At 56.8% G+C, this 22,216-nt stretch carries 25 protein-coding genes and 1 pseudogene; 14 read left to right on the top strand and 12 right to left on the bottom strand.

Annotation, left to right across the window (positions count from 1 at the left end):
* The first annotated feature begins 179 nt into the window (after positions 1-179).
* The 5 genes and pseudogenes from ACPF7Z_RS15750 (at position 180) to brnA (ending at position 2,144) form a co-directional block, all read left to right on the top strand.
* Positions 180-797, top strand: coding sequence for a LysE family translocator (locus ACPF7Z_RS15750; RefSeq protein ID WP_425194210.1), 618 nt, complete (start codon positions 180-182; stop codon positions 795-797).
* Between the two features lie 138 nt (positions 798-935).
* Entirely contained in the window at positions 936-1,208 is a 273-nt protein-coding gene (locus ACPF7Z_RS15755) for a CopG family ribbon-helix-helix protein (protein WP_425194211.1), read from the top strand.
* Positions 1,205-1,486: a type II toxin-antitoxin system RelE/ParE family toxin gene (locus tag ACPF7Z_RS15760; protein ID WP_425194212.1), complete on the top strand. Its 282-nt coding sequence runs from the start codon at positions 1,205-1,207 to the stop codon at positions 1,484-1,486. Before ACPF7Z_RS15755 ends, ACPF7Z_RS15760 begins: the two co-directional genes overlap by 4 nt.
* Positions 1,487-1,615: 129 nt before the next feature.
* Positions 1,616-1,885 (top strand): BrnT family toxin, encoded by a 270-nt coding sequence (locus ACPF7Z_RS15765; protein ID WP_425194276.1) that lies wholly within the window; start codon positions 1,616-1,618, stop codon positions 1,883-1,885.
* A pseudogene (gene brnA, locus ACPF7Z_RS15770) lies at positions 1,875-2,144 on the top strand (type II toxin-antitoxin system BrnA family antitoxin). The gene ACPF7Z_RS15765 and the pseudogene brnA overlap by 11 nt, the downstream one beginning before the upstream one ends.
* Before the next feature lie 154 nt (positions 2,145-2,298).
* Here the strand turns inward: brnA and ACPF7Z_RS15775 are convergent.
* Positions 2,299-2,523, bottom strand: a complete 225-nt coding sequence (locus tag ACPF7Z_RS15775; protein ID WP_425194213.1) for an addiction module protein — start codon at positions 2,521-2,523, stop codon at positions 2,299-2,301.
* A 194-nt stretch (positions 2,524-2,717) separates the two neighbouring features.
* On the opposite strand from ACPF7Z_RS15775, the gene ACPF7Z_RS15780 reads away from it, so the two are divergent.
* Entirely contained in the window at positions 2,718-3,389 is a 672-nt protein-coding gene (locus tag ACPF7Z_RS15780; protein ID WP_425194214.1) for a haloacid dehalogenase type II, read from the top strand.
* A gap of 76 nt (positions 3,390-3,465) precedes the next feature.
* On the top strand, positions 3,466-3,948 hold the full coding sequence (locus tag ACPF7Z_RS15785) for a DUF302 domain-containing protein (protein ID WP_425194215.1): 483 nt from the start codon (positions 3,466-3,468) through the stop codon (positions 3,946-3,948).
* A 37-nt stretch (positions 3,949-3,985) separates the two neighbouring features.
* Here the strand turns inward: ACPF7Z_RS15785 and ACPF7Z_RS15790 are convergent, their stop codons facing one another.
* The 3 genes from ACPF7Z_RS15790 to ACPF7Z_RS15800 all read right to left on the bottom strand — a co-directional run bounded on the left by ACPF7Z_RS15790 (position 3,986) and on the right by ACPF7Z_RS15800 (position 5,551).
* A complete protein-coding gene (locus ACPF7Z_RS15790) occupies positions 3,986-4,216 on the bottom strand; it encodes a zf-HC2 domain-containing protein (RefSeq protein ID WP_425194216.1) in 231 nt (76 codons plus the stop codon).
* Entirely contained in the window at positions 4,213-4,803 is a 591-nt protein-coding gene (locus ACPF7Z_RS15795) for a sigma-70 family RNA polymerase sigma factor (RefSeq protein ID WP_425194217.1), read from the bottom strand. The genes ACPF7Z_RS15790 and ACPF7Z_RS15795 overlap by 4 nt, the downstream gene beginning before the upstream one ends.
* Positions 4,804-4,864: 61 nt before the next feature.
* Positions 4,865-5,551, bottom strand: a complete 687-nt coding sequence (locus ACPF7Z_RS15800; protein WP_425194218.1) for a TIGR04283 family arsenosugar biosynthesis glycosyltransferase — start codon at positions 5,549-5,551, stop codon at positions 4,865-4,867.
* A gap of 148 nt (positions 5,552-5,699) precedes the next feature.
* Between ACPF7Z_RS15800 and ACPF7Z_RS15805 the strand changes: the two genes are divergently transcribed.
* Positions 5,700-6,473, top strand: a complete 774-nt coding sequence (locus tag ACPF7Z_RS15805; RefSeq protein ID WP_425194219.1) for a YiiX/YebB-like N1pC/P60 family cysteine hydrolase — start codon at positions 5,700-5,702, stop codon at positions 6,471-6,473.
* Between the two features lie 588 nt (positions 6,474-7,061).
* On the opposite strand, the gene ACPF7Z_RS15810 is transcribed toward ACPF7Z_RS15805, so the two are convergent.
* From ACPF7Z_RS15810 to ACPF7Z_RS15825, 4 genes are all read right to left on the bottom strand, one after another.
* Positions 7,062-7,700, bottom strand: coding sequence for an ATP-binding cassette domain-containing protein (locus ACPF7Z_RS15810; protein ID WP_425194220.1), 639 nt, complete (start codon positions 7,698-7,700; stop codon positions 7,062-7,064).
* A gap of 37 nt (positions 7,701-7,737) precedes the next feature.
* Positions 7,738-9,441: an ABC transporter permease gene (locus tag ACPF7Z_RS15815; protein WP_425194221.1), complete on the bottom strand. Its 1,704-nt coding sequence runs from the start codon at positions 9,439-9,441 to the stop codon at positions 7,738-7,740.
* Positions 9,441-10,664 carry an ABC transporter substrate-binding protein gene (locus ACPF7Z_RS15820; protein WP_425194222.1) on the bottom strand — a complete coding sequence of 408 codons (1,224 nt, stop codon included), beginning with the start codon at positions 10,662-10,664 and terminating at the stop codon, positions 9,441-9,443. The genes ACPF7Z_RS15815 and ACPF7Z_RS15820 overlap by 1 nt, the downstream gene beginning before the upstream one ends.
* Before the next feature lie 97 nt (positions 10,665-10,761).
* Complete coding sequence (locus ACPF7Z_RS15825) at positions 10,762-11,859, bottom strand: phosphotransferase (RefSeq protein ID WP_425194223.1); 1,098 nt, start codon at positions 11,857-11,859, stop codon at positions 10,762-10,764.
* Between the two features lie 258 nt (positions 11,860-12,117).
* On the opposite strand from ACPF7Z_RS15825, the gene ACPF7Z_RS15830 reads away from it, so the two are divergent.
* Entirely contained in the window at positions 12,118-12,843 is a 726-nt protein-coding gene (locus ACPF7Z_RS15830; RefSeq protein WP_425194224.1) for a hypothetical protein, read from the top strand.
* A gap of 35 nt (positions 12,844-12,878) precedes the next feature.
* On the top strand, positions 12,879-13,586 hold the full coding sequence (locus ACPF7Z_RS15835) for a DUF6969 family protein (RefSeq protein ID WP_425194225.1): 708 nt from the start codon (positions 12,879-12,881) through the stop codon (positions 13,584-13,586).
* Positions 13,587-13,623: 37 nt separating this feature from the next.
* Here the strand turns inward: ACPF7Z_RS15835 and ACPF7Z_RS15840 are convergent, their stop codons facing one another.
* From ACPF7Z_RS15840 to fmdA, 4 genes are all read right to left on the bottom strand, one after another.
* Positions 13,624-14,268 carry a TIGR04282 family arsenosugar biosynthesis glycosyltransferase gene (locus ACPF7Z_RS15840; protein ID WP_425194226.1) on the bottom strand — a complete coding sequence of 215 codons (645 nt, stop codon included), beginning with the start codon at positions 14,266-14,268 and terminating at the stop codon, positions 13,624-13,626.
* A 55-nt stretch (positions 14,269-14,323) separates the two neighbouring features.
* Positions 14,324-14,698: an FmdB family zinc ribbon protein gene (locus tag ACPF7Z_RS15845; protein WP_425194227.1), complete on the bottom strand. Its 375-nt coding sequence runs from the start codon at positions 14,696-14,698 to the stop codon at positions 14,324-14,326.
* Between the two features lie 62 nt (positions 14,699-14,760).
* The gene (locus ACPF7Z_RS15850; protein WP_425194228.1) at positions 14,761-15,276 is read right to left on the bottom strand and encodes an AmiS/UreI family transporter; all 516 of its coding nucleotides are present in this window, start codon (positions 15,274-15,276) and stop codon (positions 14,761-14,763) included.
* 82 nt (positions 15,277-15,358) lie between these two features.
* Positions 15,359-16,585, bottom strand: a complete 1,227-nt coding sequence (gene fmdA, locus ACPF7Z_RS15855) for a formamidase (protein ID WP_425194229.1) — start codon at positions 16,583-16,585, stop codon at positions 15,359-15,361.
* A 255-nt stretch (positions 16,586-16,840) separates the two neighbouring features.
* Here fmdA and ACPF7Z_RS15860 point away from each other — a divergent pair, with 255 nt between their 5' ends.
* The 4 genes from ACPF7Z_RS15860 (at position 16,841) to ACPF7Z_RS15875 (ending at position 22,140) form a co-directional block, all read left to right on the top strand.
* Complete coding sequence (locus tag ACPF7Z_RS15860) at positions 16,841-18,754, top strand: DUF748 domain-containing protein (protein ID WP_425194230.1); 1,914 nt, start codon at positions 16,841-16,843, stop codon at positions 18,752-18,754.
* Positions 18,755-18,820: 66 nt separating this feature from the next.
* Positions 18,821-20,296: an NfeD family protein gene (locus ACPF7Z_RS15865; RefSeq protein WP_425194277.1), complete on the top strand. Its 1,476-nt coding sequence runs from the start codon at positions 18,821-18,823 to the stop codon at positions 20,294-20,296.
* Between the two features lie 47 nt (positions 20,297-20,343).
* Positions 20,344-21,159 carry a slipin family protein gene (locus ACPF7Z_RS15870; RefSeq protein ID WP_425194231.1) on the top strand — a complete coding sequence of 272 codons (816 nt, stop codon included), beginning with the start codon at positions 20,344-20,346 and terminating at the stop codon, positions 21,157-21,159.
* 39 nt (positions 21,160-21,198) lie between these two features.
* Positions 21,199-22,140, top strand: coding sequence for a DMT family transporter (locus ACPF7Z_RS15875; RefSeq protein WP_425194232.1), 942 nt, complete (start codon positions 21,199-21,201; stop codon positions 22,138-22,140).
* Positions 22,141-22,216 lie beyond the last annotated feature (76 nt).

Below are 22,216 nucleotides of genomic sequence, written 5' to 3' on the forward strand. Positions count from 1 at the left end.
ACTATATTGAGGGCTTTTATAACAGCCAACGGCTGCACAGTGGCCTGGGCTATCGGACTCCGTTAGAGTTCGAAGAGATTAGCTGATGGAGCGTGTCCATTTTATTGGGGGAACTCCACTGCCAAACCGCTACGCGCTTTGTCAGCCACTGATGCGGGGCGCTAAGCATAGGAATCACTATGAGTCTCGGCGAAATATTAGCTCTGTTTGCAGCGATGGTAACTTTAGCGCTAGTTCCTAGCACTAGCGTCGCCTTGGTCGTTGCTCGCTCTTCGTCCGCCGGATTCTCAAACGGCAGTGCCGTTGCGGCCGGAATTGTAGTCGGTGATCTTGTCTTTGTGTTTTTAGCTGTTTTTGGAATGGCTGCGTTGGCAGAAGTTATGGGCAGCTTTTTCTTGATACTGAGATATTTGGCAGGTGCATATCTGATTTGGTTTGGCATAAGTCTAATGAGATCGAAAACTTCATTGTCGGTGGAGGACTCTGGCCGGTCAGCATTCAAATTATCAGCAAGCTTTCTCTCTGGGTTGCTCCTCACCCTTGGTGATGTCAAAGCTATATTTTTCTACGCGAGTCTGCTCCCCGTTTTTGTTGATTTGGCCACTATTAGGGCTTTGGATGTAGCAATAATTTCAGTTTTAACCGTTGTCGCAGTTGGTGGCGTCAAATTGGGCTATGCATATTTTGCAGTGGCCGTTGCGTCATTCGCCACGAGCCTTAGAGCAGAACGAGCAGTTAAGGCTTCGGCTGGTGGGCTTCTGGTTGGAGCAGGTTCGTACCTGATAGCAAAGGCTTAACAATCACAATCACAGCCTACTACATTGCGGCTTCGCCTCCATTTCGCAGCTGCGCGTGCTGTTGGCGTTAAATTGTTTGGCACACCTTTCTGGACTATGATGTAATACATTGCAGTCATCAGATTAGAGGATACACCCATGAGTGTCACTACAGTCCGCCTTCAAGCAGAAGTTGAGCAACATCTTGATGCGATCGCCAGCAGGCTCCACCGGAGCAAAGGCTGGGTGATCAACCAGGCATTGTCGGAATACATAGCAAAGCAACAGCTTGAGCAAGAGCGTTGGAAGCAAACGCTGGAGGCAATGGAGTCTGCAACCCAAGGTAAGGTGGTTGATGCCAGCGAAGTTCATGGCTGGCTCAATAGTTGGGGAGCTGAAAACGAGCAGGATGCACCGAGGTCGGGTAAGTGAAACTGGCTTACACGGACGAAGCCATTGAAGATTTGAAGCGCCTCAGGGAATTCATTGCGATCCACAACCCGTCAGCGGCAGCCAGGATAGCCATTGAGCTGGTTGGTAAAATCGAGTTGCTACCAGATTTCCCCAAAATCGGCACACCAGTTGAAATGGCTCCGGTACCTGACTCTGTTCGAGATATGGTTTTCGGTAAATATGTCGTTCGATATTCGGTTCATACCAGTACCATCATCATTCTTCGGGTATGGCATGGTCTGCAGGGTGAACGATAGCAATTTAACCAGCCGCGACACTCGGATGCCTTTGTTTCCGCTCGCTACGTCAAAGTCACCGGTGCGCTTCGCGTTAGCAGTTCCAGCTTCTTTTCAGACTTTGCGATTTGAGTAAAAAAAGTATAGTTTATACTCACGAATGAGTTTGAATTCGACGAAGCCAAAAGTCAGGCCAATTTGGATAAGCACGGAATTGATTTCGTGGCCGCACAAGAGCTGTGGAAAGATCCGTATCTGCTGGAAATCCGCGCAAAATCAGAGGATGAGCCAAGGTTCGCTCTGATAGGCAAGATTGGCGAAAAACACTGGTCGGCTGTCGTCACGTACAGGAAAGGTCGTATCCGTCTGATTTCAGTCAGGCGTTCCCGCAAGAAAGAGGTTGAGTTCTATGAAAGCTAAAGACTTCGATAGAAAATTTGACGCAGGCCAGGAGGACATTATTGAAGACCTTGACCTGTCCACAGCCCGTCGTACCAACCTGGAACAAAAACGAATCAACGTGGATTTTCCTGCTTGGGTCGTAGAGTCGTTGGATCGTGAGGCTGCGCGTATTGGGGTTACCCGCCAATCAATCATCAAGGTGTGACTGGTTGAGCGCCTTCAAGCAGAATCTACTAACAAACCGCTCAATGGTGACGACGCAGGCGACGCACATTAGCGGAGCGCTGAAATAAATAAAAAGTCAAACAATATGGGATGTGGAAGCGCCTAGAATTCTTAGACCAAGGCGCCACTCAGCCTTGGCAACCGTGATTCGTAATAACCTACCGATTTCAGAAGCTCGGCGTCCGCTGCCGGGTGGAAATGGTACTTCACCCAATCAGTGCTCTTGCCTTCCTCAATACTTCATCGCCCGGAACCGCTTTAACGCTGCCACCGTCCAATTCTCTTGCCCTGCGCTGCGCTTGTGTCAACCATGCTGCGCGAAGTTCTTCGGAAGATGGCGAATCCAGGCTGAACACCAACTGCCGAAACAATTCGGTGCGCTCTTCCTCTGAAAGGGGCAGAACCTCGGCTTCGATTTGCTGGAGATCCATGGGGAAACCCTTTCTTTTGCATGCAGCTAGATTCTGTCATGGGTGCAGGTGGGGGGCTGCATTCAGATTGTGCGCACAAGAGACGACCAGCGACTTCGCGTTGAGGGCGGCTGGTGAGTGGCCAGCCTGTCGACATCGCTTCGGCCATGGGCGAGACTGAGAGCCGAACCCGAAACTCTACCAAGGAGGGCGCGATGTCCACGGTTCTAGCTTTCGATGTCTATGGCACCCTGATCGATACCTATGGTGTCAACGAGCAGCTGCTGGCGCTGATCGGCGATCAAACACCGACGTTCTCCCAGCGCTGGCGCGACAAGCAGCTCGAATATGCCTTTCGCCGCGGCCTGATGGGTGCCTATGCCGACTTCTCCGAGTGCACCCGCGATGCGCTGGAGTTCGTCGATCGTGCCTTGGGCACGAAGCTTTCTGACAACGACAAGGATCAGTTGATGGCGACCTATGCGCGCCTGCCGGCTTTTGCCGATGCGGCGGATGCGTTGGCGCGCTTGGGGGACTCATCGAAACTGCGTTGCGTGGCGTTTTCCAACGGCAGCCGCAAGGCGGTGAGCGGATTGCTCGAGCAGGCCGGGATTCTTCAGCATTTCGAGGACATCGTCAGTGTCGAGGAGGTCAAGCGCTTCAAACCCGACCCGGCGGTGTATGCTCACCTGCACACACGTCTGGAAGTGGCCGCACAGGACGTCTGGTTGATCTCCTCCAACCCCTTCGATCTGATCGGTGCCAAGCATGCCGGGCTGCACGCAGCCTGGATACGCCGTAGCGCCGAGGCACCCTTTGATACCTGGGGTGGCGACCCGGATATGATCGTCTCGGATCTCAATGAGCTAGTGGATCGTATCGACTAAACGCGAGATGCCACTATGGTCCTTCGAACGATGGGCAAGAGCGCATCATCGACACAACGTTGCAGAGGAAAGCAATATGAAATCAAGAATTTTAATGACATTGGCTTCGCTGACTCTCGCCGGATCGATAGGTATCGCCTCGGCTGATCAGTCGACAAATCCCTTTCCCGGCATCGAGCACGTCACCACGCAGTCATCGGTCGAGGAGGTGGAAACTCGCCTGCGCGAGGCAATCGATTCACGGGGGCTGACGCTCTTCACCGTGGTCGATCATGCCCAGGGTGCTGCCGATGTCGATCTCGAACTGCCGCCCACGCGCACCGTGATCTTCGGCAATCCCAAGGTGGGCACGCCGTTGATGCAGTGCCAGGGCAGCACGGCGCTGGATCTACCGCAGAAGATGGTGATCCGCGAAGATGGCGATACCACGCGTATCGAGTGGAACGACCCCGCTTATCTGGCAAAGCGCCACGAATTACAGGAGTGCGAGTTGCCGTTGAACAAGATTGCCAGTGTACTGAGCGCCGTAGCCAACGAGGCAACTGGCGAGCAGGAGTGAGTGAGCTCTAGTAAGTCGTTCTTGCGGGCAATTTCTGCTATTCAGGGGCACGATTCGGACCATTGGTCTCATCGGTGGCCAAAGTCAGCTCCTGATACTTCTCACCGGCAATATGCAATAACTCGAACTGCTCGCTGCACTCTCGGCAAGCTCCGCACATACCAATGTGCATTCGTAGCAACAGCCTGTCTTTGGTGCCCAAGGGCGCATCCAGACGCTGAGACATCAACTTGGTAATTTCTCGGCACATCATCAGTCTAAACATCATGACTCCTCCGATAACCACCCGCGTTCGATGCAGGCGCGCAGACGCAATCGGGCACGGTGCAGAATGACCCAGCAATTATTTTCCTTGATGCCGGTTTCTCTGCAGATTTCCTCAGTGGAAAGCCCCATCAGTTCACGTAAGGAAAAGATACGCGCAATGTTGTCCGGCAGGGCGATCATGCAGGTGTCGAAGACTCGCCAAAAATGCTCACTGACGAAGGCCGCTTCAGGGTCGCCCCAGTTCGAAGGACGAGCCATATCCTGCCACCTGCCATTCTGCTTGAACTGGCGATCAATGGTTTCCTCGTCCAGCTCGTCTTCCCAGGGTCGCCAGTTTCCTTGGCGCCGTTGAACTCGCAAGCTATCGAGTATCTTGTACTTGAGAATGCCGAACACCCAGGTTTCGTAACCTGATTGCCCTCGAAAGCTGTCATTCTTTTCCATGGCCGCGACGAGCGCTTCTTGAACGGCATCTTCGGCCTGGGCGAGGTCACGAAGCTGTAAACGGGCAAACGATACCAACCTGGGTCGAACGGCCGCCAACCGCTGCATTCTTTCGTTCTTATTGTCGGTCGTAGATGCAGTCATTGCCACACCTCATGTGCAGATTGCTGTCATCATGAACGCCTGAAAGGAGAGGTCAAGTTGTTCAACGTACGTGCCGGTAGTGATTGGCAAGTGAATGACTATCCATCCCGCGCCAATAGCGATAACGCAGCCGCCACATCAACAAGATAGTGCGCCAGAGTCCATTGCGCATCCAGCGGCGCCCGGAGCTCGTGACACGATGATGTAGGCAGGTGGGTGGCGAAAGCCTTCTGAGACGAGCCGACATCTCGATATCTTCCATCAACGGCTGCTCAGGAAAGCCACCTGCGGCATCGAAGGCTTGGCGCGTCATGAATATCGCCTGATCGCCGGTTGCGATGCCAGTAAGTCGAGAACGCAGATTCATGGCTCCTGCAACCACCTTGAGCATGGCGTGCCGCCCGCTTAGTTTCACATCGAAACGTCCCCAGGCTCGCCTTGTGAGTGCGCTAGAGATCAACTTGTCCGCGCGCTTGGGTAATCGTGTATCCGCATGCAAGAAGAGAAGGTAGTTCCCCTGACTGGCGTTGGCGCCAATATTCATCTGCAGGGCTCGTCCGGGTTCGCAAACCAGAACCCGTGACGCCAATGGCGAGGCCAAGGCGACGGTCTGATCTTGGCTGCCACCATCAACGACGATGATTTCACTACCACATACCCATAGTCCCAAGAGTGATACGAGATGCGTTTCAATTTCCTGGGCCTCGTTCAGAGTTGGAATGATGATACTGAGTTGAGGTCGTTGCATCAGGGGGTGCTCGTGTGAACGTGAGAATAATAGTTTTTAACTCAACGAGTTGAAAATAGTAGTTGGTCTGTCGGGGCAAAGTAAGAAAAGTGATATCAAGTATACAAAAGCAAGAGGATATAATATCGAAGAGAGTCAGGAGAAGACTATGCAATCGTTACTACAGCGAGTTGGTTACTGGTTGGGTTGTTGGCTCTCCTGCCCGCGCCCTCAGTACGTCTCGTCGCCGAATTATCAGCCACGCAGCTTGTTGAAATGCTTGCGTCCGGGAGACATATTGTTGGTAGAGGGTACCTCCAGGGTGAGCACCGCTATCAAATATCTGACCCAATCCTCTTGGTCCCATGCGGCATTGTATGTCGGAGAGGCAGAAGCGCGTGACGGGGGCAATACAGAAAAGTATTTTGTCGAAGCGGATTTGTCGGAAGGCGTCAGGATCGTCGGCTTCGAGGAATACCAGGGTTATAACTTACGTATCTGCCGTCCCGTTGGCTTGAATGAAAAAGATATCGACGATCTGATCAGGTTCGTCTATCAGCGTGTGGGGTATCAATACGACCTGCGCAACATCATTGATCTGGCGCGTTATCTATTGCCCTTGCCTCCGGTTCCGAGCCATTGGAGACGTGGCATGTTGAGCCTGGGGAGTGGCGACCCCACGCGCGCTATCTGTTCGACCCTGCTTGCTCAGGCTTTTCAGTCGGTTCGTTATCCGATTCTTCCTGACTGGGAATGGGCAGAGGATGAACTGCGTTGCCAGGGTTGCAAAAAGCAGGTGCTGAAGAAGCGCAACTACACATTATTCACTCCGCGTGACTTTGATTTCTCTCCTTATTTCTTGATCGTCAAGCCAACGCTCGAGACAGGGTTCGATCCGCATGCATTGCTATGGAGCGAGAATATTGAGTCATCAGACAGGTGAATATTGCTCTGATTCAGAGTGTGCGTTTATATGCGTTTTATATATGAATAAATAACCAATAAAAATAATGTTTAATCTGTAAGCGATTCCTCCTTCGGCCTACCAAATACCAGACGCTAACGAAACATGGTGTCTTTCAGGTGATGAATAACAAACGATGGAGTGACCTCATGATACTCAAGAAGCGTTTTTCCCTTTCTCGTGGAGGCAAGGTCGCATCTCGGCTAGCCGGTACCGTGTTGGCCATGTCGCTGAGTGGTGCGGCCATGCAGGCCATGGCGGCCTGCGGAGCTGCCAACCCCTGCGCAAGCAAGAATCCCTGTGCAGCTCAGCAGGCGTGTGGAGCCAACCCCTGCGGCACGAAAAACCCCTGTGCTACCAAGAATCCCTGCGCCACGAAGAACCCTTGTGCGGCCAATCCCTGCGCTACCAAAAATCCTTGTGCTGCCAATCCTTGTGCGGCCAAGAAGAATCCTTGCGCTGCGGAGTCCTAGCAAGGCGAAGCAGGTTCAATCACTGAAAGCTGACATAGTGTTGCTGTGATATCGGGCGTGAGGGCAGGCCTCGCGTCCGTTTCATTGATGAGGGTCATGCCTCGACTCCCAGCTCGATTACACGCCCACCGGCCGCCTCGGCATCGGCGGCGTCATGGGTAACCATCAGTGTCGGCAGACGTTCCTGGCGTACGCGCTCAAAGACCAACTGCCGCATGTCGCTACGCAGGGCGGCGTCGAGCTTGGAAAATGGCTCATCGAGCAGCATTGCGCAGGGTCTGGACAGCAGTACGCGCATCAGTGCCACCCGGGAGCGTTGGCCGCCGGACAGGGTGGCGGGGTCACGGTGAGCGAATCCTTCTAGGCCGATTTCCTCGAGCGCGGTCTTGACACGCTGCTGACGCTTGCGCCGTGAGCCTTCGGCGATCATGCCAAAGGCCAGATTGCCGCCGACATTGAGATGGGGAAATAGTAGCGGATCTTGAAACAATAAGCCGACACGCCGCGTCTCGGCGGGAAGTCGGGTGAGTTCGCGATCGCCTAGCCGGACCTTGCCGCTGGCAGTGAAGGCCGGTGACAGAAAACCGGCGATATAGGCCAACAGCGTCGATTTTCCCACCCCGGAAGGGCCCATCACCGTCAGCACTTCGCCCGGGGCGATGATGGTATCAACGCCAAGCAAGGGCGCGCCATCCAAGGTGATATGCACATCTTCCAGAGTCAGTGGATGCATGGGGCTCCTAGGGATGAAAAGTGGCGTCGGTAAGCGTTCATGACGAGGTCAACAGTCCGCTACGGCGACGGAATACCAGCCGAGGCAGGCTAAGGGCGAGGGAGAAACCCAGCGCAGGCATGGCCAATTGCATCAGGGCGTAGACCGCGGTCAGCCGACGATCGCCACCGCTGGCCAGGCTGACTGCTTCGGTGGTGATAGTACTGACTCGACCGGCTCCCAGCAGCAGCGTGGGGAGATATTGGCCGATACTCACCGCAAAGCCCACCGCGGCGGCAGTCAGTAGCGGAACGCTGAGCATCGGCAAGCGTACCCGCCAGAAGACCCGTCCAGGGCTTGCGCCTAGACTGCGTGCGAGATACGCCCAGCGTGGATCCAGCCTGCGATAACTTTCCGCTAGCGATAAAAACATATAGGGCAGAACGAATACCGCATGGCCCAGGATCACGGCTGCTATTCCCGGTGGGGCACCGACCTGAACCTGCATCAACACCAGTCCGAATAAAAAGGCGACCGGCGGTACTAATAACGGCAGATAGAGGATCAGCTGTGCCCAGGACCGGGTCTGGCGTTCGTGCAATGTCTCGGCTTCCAATGCGCCGACCACCAACACCAACGACAATAGGGTGGCAACAATGCCGATCGCCGCGGCCTGGGTCAGCGGGTCAGACAGGCTGCCGGCAGCGCCCATCCAGTTACGTAGCGTCATCGGCTGCGGCAGCGCCTGGGGGAAGGGCCAATAAGCTGCCAGCGACCACAAGACCAACCCGATCAGACTGCCGACGATCAACAGCAGCGAAAACGAGACGGCGCCCAGGGCGATGCTTCCAAGCAAGGCATCGCCGTTGCGGCGCCGTCCGTTCGCCAGCCAGGCACGGGTAAGTCGACGTACCAAGAATTCGATCAGCCACCAGGTGGCCAACGCGGCCAGGGTCACACCCAATTGCAGCAAGGCCCCGGCAGAGGCCATGAAACGCATCGACAGATCGGGATCGTTGAGCCAGCGTAATACCGCGACCGACAAGGGGGGTGGCGTGGTCGGACCCAGGATCAGCGCCACGTCGACGGTCGACGATGCAAAAGCGATCACCGCATAGACCGGCAACCGTAATAACGGATAAAGCCCGGGAAGCACGGCCTTGAGAAATGCCGAGAGCGGTCCATAGCCTAAAGAGCGTGCAACACGCAGGCGTTCGCTGGCGCGGCATTGGGGCAGTGCGGCCAGGCTCATCAAGAGTAGAAAAGGTACTTCCTTGAGAACGAGACCGGTGATCAGCGCCAGCCCATGCGGATCGCCAGGAAATAGAATGTCGGGTGGGTGTTGCCAGCCGGTCAGCCGGGGAGAAAGCGCGCGGCTGAGTAACCCCGAAGGGGCGAGCAGAAACGCCAGGCCGATGGCGGCTGCGGCATGCGGTACGGCCAGCAAGGGTGACAGCAGCCGACGTACCGCACTGAACAGTCGAGTGTGCATGAAGGCACCCAGGAACAGCACCACGATGCTCAGTGATAACCCTGCACTGGCCAAGCCGGTGACATAGCTCAGCTGGACCATGCGGTCTAGCCCCGGCCTCTCCAGGAGTGCCTGCCAATGCGTCAGTGTCAAAGTATCGCCGCCCAAGGCTGGCAGCCAGCCGAAGGCCGGTGCGATGACGCCCACTAGGCCACTGGCCACCGGCAAGCTCAGCAAAGCGATCGCCAACCAAGGTGCCAGACGTACACCCAGGGCATATCCCGAGGGCATCAGCGCACTCCGTACCGCTCGAGCCAGGCCTGCTCCAGACGCTCCATCCAGCTCGGATGCGGTTCGGCCAGCGTACGTTGTAGTGCGTCGGCTGGCAGTGTCGCGGGGTTATCCTGAAGCACTCTAAATGCTTGCCGCTGCTTCTCATTCAGTACATCCATGGCCAGCACGGTGGCGTCGCCCCACACCTCGATATCCTGCTTACGCGCCTGCGCCTCGGGAGAGAGCAGGAAATTGGCCAGCACCAGCGCACCGGCCTTATGGCTGGCATTGAAGGGAATGGCCACAAAATGCACGTTACCCAGCGTGCCGTTGTCGAGCACATAGCTGCGGGTGGTCGGCGGCAATTGGTAATCGGCCACCGCGGCGGCGGGCTCCAAAGGATTAAAAGTGAACGCCAGGCTGAGTTCACCGTCGCCCATCAACTGGCGCAGCGCACTACCACTCCTCGGGAAGCTTGTGCCATCGCGCCATAGATGTGGATGTAGCGCATCAAGGTACTTCCATAGCGGCGCGGTGACCATCTCGAAATCTGCCTCGCTGACGGGCTCATAAAGCGGCTCGGTATTCTCGACCAGGCCCAGCAAGGCCTGCTTGAGAAAGGTGCTGCCGAAGAAATCGGGAACCAGTGGATAGGTGAAGCGACCGGGATTGCTGTTAGTCCAATCGAGCAGTGCCTGCATAGTCTTGGGTGGCGATTCCACCCTCGCACTGTCGTAATAGAAGGTAATCTGTGCTTTGCCCCAGGGAGCTTCAAGGCCTTCCACCGGCAGCGTGAAGTCGTTGCGCATTTCGGGATTGGCCTCCGGGGCGGTCAGCGCAAAGTTCGGTAGCCGCTCGGCCCAAGGGCCGTACAGCAAGTCATTTTTCTTCATTGCCGCGAAGTTCTCGCCGTTGATCCAGATGAGATCGACGGCGCCATCTTCACTGTTGCCAGCGGCCTTCTCGGCCACCACCCGGGACACTGCCTCGGCGGTATCGCCGAGCTTCACATGCACCACCTCGATGTCGTGGCGCGACTGCATCTGTTCGCTTACCCAATTGATGTAGTCATTGGTGTTCGCATCACCGCCCCAGGCATTCCAGTAGACCGTCTGGCCCTTGGCCTTGGCCTCGATTGACGCCCAGTCGTCGAGATCGAGAACCTGTGCCTGCAGCGCCGAACTGCCGGACAGCAGGACGATAAGCGGCGGCAGAAATCGCAAGGCGAGTGATCGGAGCATGCAAGAAGTTCCTTTTTCGTCGATAGAAGGCGTCTTTAATAGCGTTAATAGAAAGCGTCTTTAATAGAGAGTGTCATGAATGAAAAGGTTGCAGCGGTCAATCAAACAGATCGAGTTGATGCAGGCACTGCAACTCCGCGCAAACTCGTGCCACGATCGAGGGTGATAGATAGTGATCGACCCGGTTGCGAACATGAGCGATCAGTGTGGGATCGCTCAGCTCTGTCGACCAATCCTCGCCGCCGACATCTGCATCACGGGAGTAGTGATTCTCCACACGCCATTTGGCGCACCAGGTCACCGACCAGAGCCACATGGCGCGGCGGCACTGCAACACGGCATCTTGATCGCGATATCTGTCCTCATCACCCATGGCGGTTGCCCAATGCCGATAAAACCTCTGTACCTCCTCCACGCTGAGTTCGGCATGGGTGGCGATATCCCATGTGGTGGAGGTGTACAGGGTGGCATGTGCCAGATCGAGACCCGGCAGGCCATAGCGGCATTTTTCCAGATCGACCAATACCGCGCGACCATCGTTTTGAATCAGGAAGTTGCCGGGATGCGCATCGAAGCTGATCAGGGCTGGCGGTGATGGATGAGCTTCTGCCAGCCATGCTTCCAGGTGCTGGAGTTCTTCGAATATTGGGCGATGGGTATTCGCACTGATGTTGGCCTGAGTCAGGTAGCTTGCCTGGGCACGAATTTCTTCTATCACCGCCCGCCAAGGTGAGCGGGGCGTGAGTAACGGTGGGCGTGCTGCCGCTGGAGGCAGAGGCAGACGATGTAGGTTGGCCAATGCCTGCGCGATAGCGGGTAAGTCGTGGGGTAATCGCGCAGTACGGCCATCGATAGCGGACACCACAAGGCCGCCCCGGGGCAGCGCATCGCTGGGAGGAAGCACTGCGTGTAGAGCCGGGGTATGCCCACTCAAAGCGGCTCGGGAGAAGCAACAGGCCTGATAGTCGAGATTGGCTTGCGGGTCGAGTCGCATCTGACTCTGTTTGGGTAAGCGTGCGACCCGGTCATCGCCGCCTCGTCGATGTATCCAGACATGCTCATGGGCCAGGCCGGTATCCGCCATGCGGCGTAGTTCGCTGACGTCGAACTCCGCCTCGCGTAAAGCCTGACGTAGCCCCATGAGCAAAGGGTCGATATCGCGAAGGGTGAGAAAGTTGGCCATCGATCGGGTCATGTCGGATGTCAAAGCGAGTCAGAGTATGAGGCTTGGTCGCATTCAAAACCACGACCTTACAAAGGAACCGATAACATCGCAGTGACTGTTTTCGCGACTGCCGCGAAAGCACTGTTCGTTGTTCAAGACAAAAATCACGCAGGAGTGTAATGGCGAAGCATATCGCGCGACCAAGCAGTATGCGCAAGGCGAAGCGAGGGACGATGCCACCGCGCAGTTAGGGCGATAACAATAGCCAACAGACCCGGGAGTGCTGTCATGAACCTCAAGAAATCTCTGAATCTGTCCAGGTCCGCAACGTTTGCGAGTGCGCTTGCAGGTACCCTGTTGACGGTGACCATGGTGGGCGCTGTGGGTCAGGTGATGGCGCAATGCGGCGCTAATCCTTGTGCCAGCAAGAACCCCTGTGCCAGTCAAAATCCTTGCGCTGGTACCAATCCCTGTGCGGGCAAGACCCCCTGTGCTGGCGCCAATCCTTGTGCAACGAAGAATCCGTGCGCAACAAAGAATCCTTGTGCTGGCGCCAATCCCTGCGCCGGTGCCAATCCCTGCGCCGGTGCCAATCCCTGCGCCGGTGCCAATCCCTGTGCCGCGGACAGCCAGAAAAACCCTTGCGCGGTGAAACGTCCGGCGGATTACTCGCCAGGTTATAAAGAAGATGGCCAAAATTCCCGGAAATTGCTGATGCGCGGCGAAACGCTGTTCAGCGATACGGACCTGAGCAGCAACGGCCTTGCCTGCGCCAGTTGTCATAGCGGTGATCAGCGTTATCAAGCTACCTTCGAGCAGGCCTATCCGCACCAGGTGGCCATGGGCATGAATCTCTACGGCATGAACGAAGTGCACGCCGACGAGATGGTTCAGATCTGTATGGTCAATCCCATGGCGACGAACCCCTTGGACTGGGAGTCGATGGATCTGGCGGCGTTGGCAGCCTATGTGGTGAACGTTCAGCAGGGCTACAGCGGACCGCAACAACAGTAACTCATCTTGAACAAGCGCAACGCGGAGGTGCTGGTATGAATGCGGCGTTATCGTCTTATTGCATCGCTGAAGCCATTTGCGAACCCAGTCTCGCGGACTATGGGGATGATGACGTGCAGCTCATGCATGCGGCTGCCCTGGACGCCCTGGATTGCCAGCGGGTATTGAAGAAGGTCGGGCTCAATCTGGTGGGGGAGCTGCTCAAGGGACAAGGCGAGTTCCTGGAGTTCGATCATTTCCCCAAGGGTGATGTCTACGACAAGGATACCGGCAGCCAGTACTACTACCATGCGCACCGCGGTAGTGAAGAGCATGGTCATTTTCATGTCTTTCAGCGCCCACCGGAGGACAATCGCCCCGGCCAGTTGGCCGATCCTACCCACCTGATCGCCATCTCCATGGATGCCTGGGGCGAGCCCATCGGACTTTTCACCACGAATCGCTGGGTGACCGGTGAAACCTGGCGCGATGCCGCCGGGACTCTGGCACTGGCCAGATCATTCGAGCTCGATCACGCCTGGCCCTCCTGGCCCGTCAATCGCTGGGTGAGTGCCATGATCATCGCCTTTTATTCGTATCTCGAGGTCTTGATCAAGCACCGCGACCGCGAGATAGATATCCTTGAAAAGTCCGGCCTGAGCGACATTTTCGAGAATCGCGATATTGAGGTCATCGGCCAGTTGCCGATTTCTCTAGTGGATTGGGAGCGTTACCTAGCGTACAGGTTGGGCCGTGAGCGATAAGCAGGATGATAGACAATATAAAAGTGCTGTTGCTTGTTTATTCGTCAACAATCTCGCGCCAGCGCTTCGCATTGGGCAGACCCAGCAGACGTTCGAGATCGGCGGGCCTGTCCAGATCCCAGACGCGTGCCGGACACGCATATGACCAGCCGAGTTCCTGCAGCCGCGCGATCGTCTGGGCTAACACGCGCTCGGTTCCCCAGTCGATATCCTGAAATAGCCGAGGATCGGCCAGGCACGCGCCGACGAGAGCGTAACCGCCATCCTCCGCCGGCAGCAGCACGCACTCCGATGATGCCAAGGCAGCCTGGCATTGCTGCAACAAGGCCGTATCGAGCATCGGACAGTCACTGCCGATTACCAAGCCCGGTCCTGGCATGGCAGCCAGCGCAGCCTGCATGCGCAGGCCAAGATCCTCCTCGGGTTGAGGGCGCAGGTGAATACCGAAATGCGCTCTGCAGATATCAAAAAAAGCGTGCTCAGGCTCACCTGGAAAAGCAAGACTCGTCCATAGCGTGATCGACTCTGCCGCCGTGGCGGCGACGGCGGTTTCCAGCGTCTGCCAGACCAGATGACGGTGCAGTCTGGCGGCCGCCTCGGCGCCGAGTCGTGGAATCAGACGCGTCTTGACTTGGCCCGGCAAAGGCGCCTTGGCCAGGATGGCCAGGGGAAAATTCTCCAAGGCGGTTATCGTCTTTCTCTCTTCGACGTTTCGATCAGAGGTCACTCTTACCCGATCAATGCCCAATCATCCAGCGCTTATTGGATTGTTGATAGTCCGCCGAGCCGGTCAGGCGCCGGGTGTCGGGAGAGGCCGAGGCGCTGTGATCGTGTTTGCAGCCATGCCGGTGCGCGCTGTCGGAATGATGCGTGGTGGCACGCTTCAGATCCAGTTCGGCGCGGGACATCACCTTTGGGCAGTCGGCACTGAGTTCGTTGCGTTGATATGCCTTGCGGCTGTTGCCGTTCATGGTATTGAGGAACGGCGCGCTGATAACGCGAGCCGCGCTGAAGGTGCATCGAGGACAGTCCGCAGGATCCGTCGCCCGGGCCATCGGTCTTCTGGCGCTGAAGGGCCCGCACTGGTGACAGACATAATCGTAGATTGGCATGAGCAGAGTCCTTTTGTTCGTAATGGATGCAGTACAAAGATTGTTCCTGGATGTTCCTAGCGCTACCCCAGCACCCCGTTGAGCAACAGAAATCCCGGCAACCAGCCTGTCAGCACACCCTGCAACGAGGTCATGTAGCCGGTCGCCTTGGCAATGGGCTTACGCATAGCCAGCAACAGGAAGAACATGAACCACAGCACCGACCAGGCCGCCCAGCACAGGCCGAACCAGACATCCCACACCGATTGCGCCCCCAGAAGGGTTTGCAGGGCGATAGGTAGTACGGTGATCGAGACGAATAGGCTAAACCAGCCCAGGCCCCGGCCATCGGCACCGTTGTAGCGATTGAGCGCTACCCATAGGTAGGTAAAGCTGAATAGCAGGGTCAGCGCAGCCGCCTTGATGGAGGCGGCATCTGCATCTGGGCCAAAGGCGGAGTAACACGCGACCAGGAAGGTCAGGACACCGACAAAAATATTGATGACGCCGATTTCCTTGTCGCCGATATGTTCCAGCAACCAGAGGCCGTTGAGAAACAGCACGGCACCAACATAAAGCAGGGCGAGTCCAAGTAGCATAGCGACACCTGTTGCAATGGCCGGGGCCAAATGCCCCGGCAGGTGGCGATTATTGTCTGTTATAAGGTACGTCCGCCAGGTATCAGCTCGCGAAGCTGACGTTTGCCCCCGAAACCTGCTTTTCCGGGCCCTTGGCATTCGGACGAATATCGAAATCGAAGATCCCCGTGGGGATCGCCAAGGTACAGCAGGCATTGGGAATATCGACGATGCCGGCGATGTGTCCTTCCACGGGTGCCGTACTGAGCAGGGTATACACCTGTTCGCCGGTATAGCCGAACTTCTTCAGGTACTCGATCGCATTGAGGCAGGCACGGCGATAGGCGACGTGGGCATCGAGATAGTACTGCTCACCACTATGTTCATCGACGGAGATGCCTTCGAAGACGATGTAGTCCGAAAACTGAGGGTCGATTCGGCTCGGCATGAAGATCGGATTGGTCACCCCGTATTTGTTGACGCCATCCTTGATGATATCGACTCCGATATCGAGGAAGCCGGCCATTTCGATACCGCCGCAGAAGGTGATCTCGCCGTCGCCCTGGGACCAGTGGATATCGCCCATGGAGAGACCGCCACCCTTGACGTAGACCGGGAAATAAATGCGCGAGCCCCGGGAGAGATTCTTGATGTCGCAGTTACCGCCATGCTCGCGTGGCGGAACGGTACGCCATGCTTCCGCTGCGGCCTTGCTGGCGGCACCGGACTCCATCTGCCCCATCAGGGCGGTGTCTGCATAGGGAGGCGCGGCCAGGGGAGGAACCCGGTCAGGGTTGGTGGCGATCAATGCCGCTTCGCGTTTGTTGGCCGTCTCGAGCAGCTTGCGATCGGGCAGACAACCGATTAGCCCAGGGTGGATGATGCCTGGCCAGCGTACGCCGGGGACATGACGCGAACTGGTGAAAATGCCGTGAAAATCCCAGCAGGACTTGAAGGCATTCGGGTAATGCTCAACCAGGAAGCTTCCGCCATTTTCCTTGGCAAAGACACCGTTGAAGCCCCAGGGAGAATCCGGCAAGGCACCGACATCGAGTATGTCGACGACCAGTAGATCGCCGGGTTCGGCACCCTCCACGCCAAAGGGACCACTGAGGTAATGCACCTTGGTGAGATCGACATCGCGGATGTCGTTGGCGGAGTCGTTGTTGTCTATCTGGCCGCCTGTCCAGTCGTAGGTTTCCACGCGGAAGACATCGCCGGGCTTGAACTGCTCGACCATGGGGATGTCCGGATGCCATCGATTATGGGTCTTTGTGTCTTGTTCCTCGGGGCTTTTGTTTAGCTCCACTTTGAAGGCTGTATGAGTCATGGCGTGCCTCGTTATCTGAGTTCTGGCATGGACCGATCCGCTGCGATGAAATTGAACGAGCCTTTTAATTCCAGGTCGTTGCGATCATCTTCTTAACATGGCGCAAGCAACAACCGCATTTTCAGGTATAGCCGTGAATCTTTGTGACAACATGATTATTTATTTAACGAAAAAGTATTGAGCTGCTGGGTTTTGATTGAATATATGCCACTTTTGTAAAGGACAGGCCGTTCTTTATATCCCAGGGAGGGTTCAATGGTCTCGATACATCAAAAGGCGTCGCGTCGTGGTCAGCCATCGCGCAAGCGCTGGTGGCTAGTTCCGCTCGGGTTGGCCATCCTGGCAGGTCTACTAGTCGTTGCCTGGCTATGGGCTCTGCCGTATTACATCGAGCAACGCCTTGTGTCGACGTTCTCCTCCATCACGGGGCGCGAAGTCAGCATGAAGCATGTTGCGGTCAATCCATTTACAGCCACATTGACGCTCGAGGATTTTCGCATCGCCGGCCAGGACCAGATCCCAGTACTGTCCAGCGACAAGGTCATGGCGGATGTCCAGTGGCGCTCGCTCTGGTCGCCGGGCTGGCGCCTCGCGCAGCTGGATCTTCAGTCGCCGCGCCTGCAGCTCATCTGGCGGGAAAACGGCGACTGGAACCTCGTCGAAATGCTCGCGAGTGACGACAAGAACAAAAGTAAGGATAAGAAACCCACCCCCATACTGATCGAGCGAATCACTGCCGGCGGTGGCCGATTCGATTGGATCAATCGGCGTATCGATAAGCCGGTCACGCTCTCCTTCGAACAGGTAAGCCTTGATGCCGAGGATTATGACAATACCTCCGATGCACCTTTTACATTGCAGAGCCAATCCCGTCTCGCCGGGGCAGCGTTGAGTGCCAAAGGCAAGATGGGGTTCGCCCCCTGGAAGCTGGACGTTGACCTCACGGCGGACGAGCTACCGCTGGCCACGCTTTCGGATTATCTGTCCAAAGTGGTGAGAGCCCGGGTGAATTCCGGCATGTTGACCACGCAAGCTCGGATGCAGGCGGGGGAAGCAACGGATGCCGGTTTGCGTATCACGGGCCAGAGTGAACTACATGAAATCGAGATGCTGGAGCCTGACGGCGATCAGCCGATTGCCAGAGCAGAACGAATGAATATCGACGAGTTCCTGTTCGAGCTCGATCGACCGCGTCTCGAGGCCGGACGCATGACCCTCCAGCAGCCCTGGGCCGAGGTAATCATCAATGAGCGAATGGGTACCAATCTCACTGCCTGGCTACCGCCGAAAGAGCAGAGCACGTCAAAAAAGAGCACGGGGAGTAACGGTAAGCAACAATCACCTTCGATGCGCTATGCCCTCGATGATCTTGTCGTAAAAGAGGGGACGATGACATTCGCCGATCGGCATTTGCCCGAGCCCTTTAAGATCGACTTTTCGGCGCTTGAAGGTAAATGGAAAGGGTTATCTTCGTCTCAGCAGGGGGGCGGCGAGCTGTCCCTGGAAGGCCAGGTGTCCGATGGCGCGCCACTGAGTATCGAGGGCCGTTATGATCCGCTGAGCGACCCCTGGCAAGGCAATCTCGATATACATGTCGAACGCATGCGTCTGACCACCTTTGCGCCTTACCTGCGTCGGTTTGCCGGTTATGAAATAGAGAGAGGGGAGGTCTCCCTGGGACTCGATTACCGTCTCGAGGATGGGCGGTTGAACACCAACAATCAGCTGGTATTGCGTCGGATCCGGCTAGGGGAACAGGTCGACCCCACCGCGACGGAGCTACCGGTCAAGACGTTGATCGGCGTGCTACGTAACGACGACGGCACTATCGAGCTCGAAATTCCCATGACCATACCGCTGGATAAATCCGGTTCCATCGAATTTGGGGACATCGCCGGCCAGGCTATCCGCAAGGCGCTGCAAAATCTGATTTCTTCACCGATCGAAACCCTCGGTGAGGTGGTGCAGGGCGGTAGTGACAACGATAACGATAGCGACAATAGCGGCAGCGCCGACGATGGTGGCAATGAGAATGTCAGTAATGACAATGGCGGTAGCGAGGGGGGCAATCGCAACGAGGGCGAGTCCAGCAGTGGCAATGATGGTGCAAGCAATGAACCTCAAGAAGATTCCCAAAGTCTGTATAGGAGACTCCAGACGCCAAATTGACCGTGCCACAACAATAGTAGCTAGCTTATAAGCAGCTAGCGGTTTCATGAGGGCACCATGCCGGATATGCGCCAGCTTTTGAACAATCGCTATCGTCTCCTATGGCTGCTTTGCCTGCTCAGCGGCGTATTGCTCGCCTATATAGCCAGCGCTCAGGAACAAGACGAGCGCCGAAGCGCTCTAGTGATGACCATCGATGGCAGTATCAGCCCCGCGTCCAGCGATTATTTCCAGCGTGGCCTGGAAATAGCTGACGAGCAGAACGTCGCACTGGTGATTCTTCAACTCGATACCCCGGGCGGGTTGGACTCGTCGATGCGCGACATGATCAGCGCCATGCTCGCCTCCAAGGTGCCGATAGCGGTGTATGTTTCGCCTGCTGGCGCCCGCGCCGCCAGTGCCGGTACCTATCTACTGCTGGCAAGCCACGTGGCCGCCATGGCGCCCTCGACCCATCTCGGCTCGGCAACTCCGGTGCAGCTTGGTGGCGGGGGACTGCCGGGTGTGGAAGAGGACGATCCCGAGCAGTCAGAGCCATCCGATCAGACCGAAGAGCAATCCTCAGGCGATGGGCAACAAGGTGAACTGCAGGGTCAAGGACAGGGAGAGGCCCCGCAAGAGAGCGGTGATGGTAAACGGCGTGGCGAGACGGCCATGGAGCGCAAGGTGCTCGAGGACGCGGTAGCCTATATTCGCAGCCTGGCCGAACGTCATGGTCGCAACGCCGAATGGGCCGAACGCGCAGTGCGCGATGCGGTGAATCTCACCGCCCGGGAAGCCCTGGAGCAGAACGTGGCCGATGTAGTGGCCTCGGACGTAGAAGACTTGCTGACGCAGATCGATGGGCGAGAAGTCGTCATGACGGGTGGCAGCGAGACACTGCAAACCGCCGATCTGACCATTGAGCGCTTCGATCCGGATTGGCGCACCGAACTCTTGTCGATCATTGCCGATCCCAATATTGCCTACTTCCTGATGATCATCGGCCTTTACGGCCTGATCTTCGAGTTGATCAATCCGGGCGCCCTGGTGCCGGGCACCATCGGCGCTATCTGCTTGTTGCTGGCACTGTTTGCCTTTCAGGTACTGCCGGTCAACTATGCGGGGCTGGCGTTGGTACTCTTGGGGCTGGGATTGATCGTCGGCGAGGCGTTGATGCCGAGTTTCGGTATTCTCGGTATCGGCGGCATTGTAGCCTTCGTCGTGGGCTCGATAATTCTGATGGATGATCGAAATATGGCCGTGTCGATTCCCTTGATAGCGGGTGTGGCCTTGGTGGCCTCGGGGTTGTTGCTATGGGTGATGCTGCGCTTCATGGGGCTACGCAAGCGCCCCCCGCGCACCGGAGAGGAGGAGATGATCGGCGCAACGGCAATCGCCCTGGAGGATTTTGATCATCAAGGGCATGTGCGGCTGCGCGGTGAGCGCTGGAACGCGCGCAGCGGTGAAACGGTGCGCAAGGATCAGCGCTTGAAGGTGATGGCGATCGATGGATTGACCGTCGAAGTGGCGCCTATCGACAGTGAAGCGTCGACATCATGAATGCATTCATTCAGCCTCTGCTCGAGGCGGTCCAAGGAGGTGTTTCCATGTGGGTATCCTATCTCGTTCCCGTGGTGCTGGTGCTGTTGTTGCTGGCCGCCTCGATTCGCATTCTGCCGGAATACAAGCGCGGTGTGGTGTTCTTCCTGGGACGCTTCCAGGCGGTCAAGGGCCCGGGTCTGTTCATCATTATTCCCATCATCCAGAAGATGGAAGTGGTCGATCTACGAGTGATCACCATGGACGTGCCGGAGCAGGACGTGATCTCTCGGGACAACGTCACCGTGAAGGTGAATGCGGTGCTCTATTTCCGTGTTGTCGATCCTGAGAAAGCGATCATCCAGGTCGAGCATTTCACTATCGCCACTAGCCAACTGGCCCAGACCACGCTGCGTTCCGTGCTGGGCAAGCACGATCTCGACGAGATGCTTTCCGAGCGGGACAAGCTCAACGATGATATCCAGGAGATCATCGATACCCAGACCGAGGAGTGGGGCATCAAGGTCGCCAATGTGGAGATCAAGCACGTCGATCTCGACGAGAGCATGATTCGCGCCATCGCTCGCCAGGCGGAAGCGGAACGCGAACGCCGCGCCAAGGTCATCCATGCCGAGGGCGAACTCCAGGCTTCGCAGAAGCTGGTCGAGGCAGCCAACGTCATGTCCGAGAATTCGGCGGCGCTACAGTTGCGCTACCTGCAGACCATGAGCGATATGAGCAACAAGAACGCTTCGACCATCTTCTTCCCGCTACCGCTGGATATCATGGACGTCTTCAAGTCGATGAGTAAGGGCGGTATCTCCAAGCCGTCATCGACTCGCGAGCCAGGCAGCGATGATGGTTCCACACCCAAAGAGTCTTGATACCTGATGGCTTGTTTCCAGTGAGCAATCCGGTCAGGCTTGGAGCCGGACCGGATTGCCGCTGAGGATGCCTTGTTTTCCACTCTCTCCTATCGCCAGAAGGGCTTGCTGCTGACCGCGGCGGGACCGTTGATCATTTCCCCGGATGCGCTGCTGATCAAGCTGATCGGCCTGCCGGACAGCCAGATGCTGTTCTGGCGCGGGCTGCTGACGGCCTTGGGGTTTTTGACGATCGTGGTGTTGCGCAGTGGGCGTTATACCGTTATCAAATTCAGGCGTTGCGGTTGGGTAGGTCTTGGTGTGGCGGCACTGTTTACGTTGTCGAATTACGGCTTCGTGCTCGGCAATCAGTACACCAAGGGCGGCAATGTGCTGATGATTCTCGCCGGGGCACCGTTGATCGCGGCACTGCTATCGCGCTTTTTTCTCAAGGAACTCCTGCCGCTGCGTACTTGGATCGCCATCGGGCTATGCCTGCTGGGTACTTCGTTGATCGTCTTCGACGACGCCGGGGCCGGTTCCTGGATCGGTAACGCCTTTGCCCTGTTAGCGGCGTTTTCCCTGGCAGCCAACTTCACCTTGTGTCGTACCCGTCCCGGCGTCGACATGAGCCCGATGCTGACTCTGGCGGGGTTGATGGTGGCGGCAACGGCACCACTGTTTGCCAGCGGTGGGCTGGCGTTACCCAATCCCGATCAAGCGGGGTGGCTGATATTGTTATGTCTGATCCTCATCCCCATGGGATTTACCTTGATTCAGCGCGGCCCGCTTTACCTGCCTTCTGCCGAGGTCAGTCTGCTGTTTCTACTGGAAACCGTCGCCGGCACCCTTTGGGTGTGGTGGGCGCTGGGCGAGCAGCCTTCGAGCCTGGCCTTCGCCGGCGGTGCCCTGATCATCGGTACGCTGCTGATCAAGGGGCTGATCGATCGCCGCCGCGAGAAGCGTTTACGCGCCGCGCTCGAACCTATCGGGATGAAGTGATGCTTGCGAGCTGCTAGAATGCGCGGCTCTTATTTCCCCTGAATGTATATCCATCACCTTGTCGTTCGTCGCAGCA

This window comes from Halomonas sp. GXIMD04776, assembly GCF_049808615.1.
GTDB lineage: Bacteria > Pseudomonadota > Gammaproteobacteria > Pseudomonadales > Halomonadaceae > Modicisalibacter.

Bases quoted from the DNA above. Each gene is read 5' to 3' on its own strand.
- ACPF7Z_RS15750 (WP_425194210.1), top strand. From the start codon at position 180: ATGAGTCTCGGCGAAATATTAGCTCTGTTTGCAGCGATGGTAACTTTA.
- ACPF7Z_RS15755 (WP_425194211.1), top strand. From the start codon at position 936: ATGAGTGTCACTACAGTCCGCCTTCAAGCAGAAGTTGAGCAACATCTT.
- ACPF7Z_RS15775 (WP_425194213.1), bottom strand. From the start codon at position 2,523: ATGGATCTCCAGCAAATCGAAGCCGAGGTTCTGCCCCTTTCAGAGGAA.
- ACPF7Z_RS15780 (WP_425194214.1), top strand. From the start codon at position 2,718: ATGTCCACGGTTCTAGCTTTCGATGTCTATGGCACCCTGATCGATACC.
- ACPF7Z_RS15785 (WP_425194215.1), top strand. From the start codon at position 3,466: ATGAAATCAAGAATTTTAATGACATTGGCTTCGCTGACTCTCGCCGGA.
- ACPF7Z_RS15790 (WP_425194216.1), bottom strand. From the start codon at position 4,216: ATGATGTTTAGACTGATGATGTGCCGAGAAATTACCAAGTTGATGTCT.
- ACPF7Z_RS15795 (WP_425194217.1), bottom strand. From the start codon at position 4,803: ATGACTGCATCTACGACCGACAATAAGAACGAAAGAATGCAGCGGTTG.
- ACPF7Z_RS15800 (WP_425194218.1), bottom strand. From the start codon at position 5,551: ATGCAACGACCTCAACTCAGTATCATCATTCCAACTCTGAACGAGGCC.
- ACPF7Z_RS15805 (WP_425194219.1), top strand. From the start codon at position 5,700: ATGCAATCGTTACTACAGCGAGTTGGTTACTGGTTGGGTTGTTGGCTC.
- ACPF7Z_RS15810 (WP_425194220.1), bottom strand. From the start codon at position 7,700: ATGCATCCACTGACTCTGGAAGATGTGCATATCACCTTGGATGGCGCG.
- ACPF7Z_RS15815 (WP_425194221.1), bottom strand. From the start codon at position 9,441: ATGCCCTCGGGATATGCCCTGGGTGTACGTCTGGCACCTTGGTTGGCG.
- ACPF7Z_RS15820 (WP_425194222.1), bottom strand. From the start codon at position 10,664: ATGCTCCGATCACTCGCCTTGCGATTTCTGCCGCCGCTTATCGTCCTG.
- ACPF7Z_RS15825 (WP_425194223.1), bottom strand. From the start codon at position 11,859: ATGACCCGATCGATGGCCAACTTTCTCACCCTTCGCGATATCGACCCT.
- ACPF7Z_RS15830 (WP_425194224.1), top strand. From the start codon at position 12,118: ATGAACCTCAAGAAATCTCTGAATCTGTCCAGGTCCGCAACGTTTGCG.
- ACPF7Z_RS15835 (WP_425194225.1), top strand. From the start codon at position 12,879: ATGAATGCGGCGTTATCGTCTTATTGCATCGCTGAAGCCATTTGCGAA.
- ACPF7Z_RS15845 (WP_425194227.1), bottom strand. From the start codon at position 14,698: ATGCCAATCTACGATTATGTCTGTCACCAGTGCGGGCCCTTCAGCGCC.
- ACPF7Z_RS15850 (WP_425194228.1), bottom strand. From the start codon at position 15,276: ATGCTACTTGGACTCGCCCTGCTTTATGTTGGTGCCGTGCTGTTTCTC.
- fmdA (WP_425194229.1), bottom strand. From the start codon at position 16,585: ATGACTCATACAGCCTTCAAAGTGGAGCTAAACAAAAGCCCCGAGGAA.
- ACPF7Z_RS15860 (WP_425194230.1), top strand. From the start codon at position 16,841: ATGGTCTCGATACATCAAAAGGCGTCGCGTCGTGGTCAGCCATCGCGC.
- ACPF7Z_RS15865 (WP_425194277.1), top strand. From the start codon at position 18,821: ATGCGCCAGCTTTTGAACAATCGCTATCGTCTCCTATGGCTGCTTTGC.
- ACPF7Z_RS15870 (WP_425194231.1), top strand. From the start codon at position 20,344: ATGTGGGTATCCTATCTCGTTCCCGTGGTGCTGGTGCTGTTGTTGCTG.